The organism is Streptomyces sp. NPDC048436, from assembly GCF_043200355.1.
Taxonomy (GTDB): Bacteria; Actinomycetota; Actinomycetes; order Streptomycetales; family Streptomycetaceae; genus Streptomyces.
The window spans coordinates 1-2,387 of record NZ_JBICXP010000026.1; the positions used below are offsets into that span (position 1 = coordinate 1).

The window sequence follows — 2,387 nt, forward strand, 5'->3', positions numbered from 1 at the left end:
TAGTAGCGCGCTCAAGACCCGAAGCGGAGTGATCTAGCCATGGGCAGGTTGAAGCGGCTGTAAGAGGTCGTGGAGGACCGAACCCACCAGGGTTGAAAACCTGGGGGATGACCTGTGGTTAGGGGTGAAAGGCCAATCAAACTCCGTGATAGCTGGTTCTCCCCGAAATGCATTTAGGTGCAGCGTCGTGTGTTTCTTGCCGGAGGTAGAGCACTGGATAGGCGATGGGCCCTACCGGGTTACTGACCTTAGCCAAACTCCGAATGCCGGTAAGTGAGAGCACGGCAGTGAGACTGTGGGGGATAAGCTCCATGGTCGAGAGGGAAACAGCCCAGAGCATCGACTAAGGCCCCTAAGCGTACGCTAAGTGGGAAAGGATGTGGAGTCGCACAGACAACCAGGAGGTTGGCTTAGAAGCAGCCACCCTTGAAAGAGTGCGTAATAGCTCACTGGTCAAGTGATTCCGCGCCGACAATGTAGCGGGGCTCAAGCGTACCGCCGAAGTCGTGTCATTTCAGCAATAGGGCCAACGCCCGCTGGGATGGGTAGGGGAGCGTCGTGTGCCGGGTGAAGCTGCAGCGGAAGCTAGTGGTGGACGGTTCACGAGTGAGAATGCAGGCATGAGTAGCGATACATACGTGAGAAACGTGTGCGCCGATTGACTAAGGGTTCCTGGGTCAAGCTGATCTGCCCAGGGTAAGTCGGGACCTAAGGCGAGGCCGACAGGCGTAGTCGATGGATAACCGGTTGATATTCCGGTACCCGCTGTGAAGCGTCAAACATTGAATCAGGCGATGCTAAGTCCGTGAAGCCGTCCTGGAGCCTTCGGGCAAAGGGAAGTGGTGGAGCCGACGGACCAGACTTGTAGTAGGTGAGTGATGGGGTGACGCAGGAAGGTAGTCCAGCCCGGGCGGTGGTTGTCCCGGGGTAAGGGTGTAGGCCGTGTGATAGGTAAATCCGTCGCACATTAAGGCTGAGACCTGATGCCGAGCCGATTGTGGTGAAGTGGATGATCCTATGCTGTCGAGAAAAGCCTCTAGCGAGTTTCATGGCGGCCCGTACCCTAAACCGACTCAGGTGGTCAGGTAGAGAATACCGAGGCGTTCGGGTGAACTATGGTTAAGGAACTCGGCAAAATGCCCCCGTAACTTCGGGAGAAGGGGGGCCATCACCGGTGATGAGTCTTGCACTCTGAGCTGGGGGTGGCCGCAGAGACCAGCGAGAAGCGACTGTTTACTAAAAACACAGGTCCGTGCGAAGCCGTAAGGCGATGTATACGGACTGACGCCTGCCCGGTGCTGGAACGTTAAGGGGACCGGTTAGTGCACTTTCGGGTGTGCGAAGCTGAGAACTTAAGCGCCAGTAAACGGCGGTGGTAACTATAACCATCCTAAGGTAGCGAAATTCCTTGTCGGGTAAGTTCCGACCTGCACGAATGGCGTAACGACTTCTCGACTGTCTCAACCATAGGCCCGGTGAAATTGCACTACGAGTAAAGATGCTCGTTTCGCGCAGCAGGACGGAAAGACCCCGGGACCTTTACTACAGTTTGATATTGGTGTTCGGTTCGGCTTGTGTAGGATAGGTGGGAGACTTTGAAGCGGGCACGCCAGTGTTCGTGGAGTCAACGTTGAAATACCACTCTGGTCGTGCTGGATGTCTAACCTGGGTCCGTGATCCGGATCAGGGACAGTGTCTGATGGGTAGTTTAACTGGGGCGGTTGCCTCCTAAAGAGTAACGGAGGCGCCCAAAGGTTCCCTCAGCCTGGTTGGTAATCAGGTGTTGAGTGTAAGTGCACAAGGGAGCTTGACTGTGAGACCGACGGGTCGAGCAGGGACGAAAGTCGGGACTAGTGATCCGGCGGTGGCTTGTGGAAGCGCCGTCGCTCAACGGATAAAAGGTACCCCGGGGATAACAGGCTGATCTTCCCCAAGAGTCCATATCGACGGGATGGTTTGGCACCTCGATGTCGGCTCGTCGCATCCTGGGGCTGGAGTCGGTCCCAAGGGTTGGGCTGTTCGCCCATTAAAGCGGTACGCGAGCTGGGTTTAGAACGTCGTGAGACAGTTCGGTCCCTATCCGCTGTGCGCGTAGGAATATTGAGAAGGGCTGTCCCTAGTACGAGAGGACCGGGACGGACGAACCTCTGGTGTGCCAGTTGTCCTGCCAAGGGCATGGCTGGTTGGCTACGTTCGGAAAGGATAACCGCTGAAAGCATCTAAGCGGGAAGCCTGCTTCGAGATGAGTATTCCCACCCCCTTGAGGGGTTAAGGCTCCCAGTAGACGACTGGGTTGATAGGCCAGATCTGGAAGCCCGGTAACGGGTGGAGGTGACTGGTACTAATAGGCCGAGGGCTTGTCCTCAGTTGCTCGCGTCCACTGTGTT

Annotated in this window: 1 rRNA gene; it reads left to right on the forward strand. The window is 56.3% G+C overall.

The annotated features are described in order from the left end of the window. Positions 1 to 2,365: ribosomal RNA gene (locus ACGFX9_RS38340) — 23S ribosomal RNA — on the forward strand; the annotation flags it as partial. Positions 2,366 to 2,387: the final 22 nt, after the last annotated feature.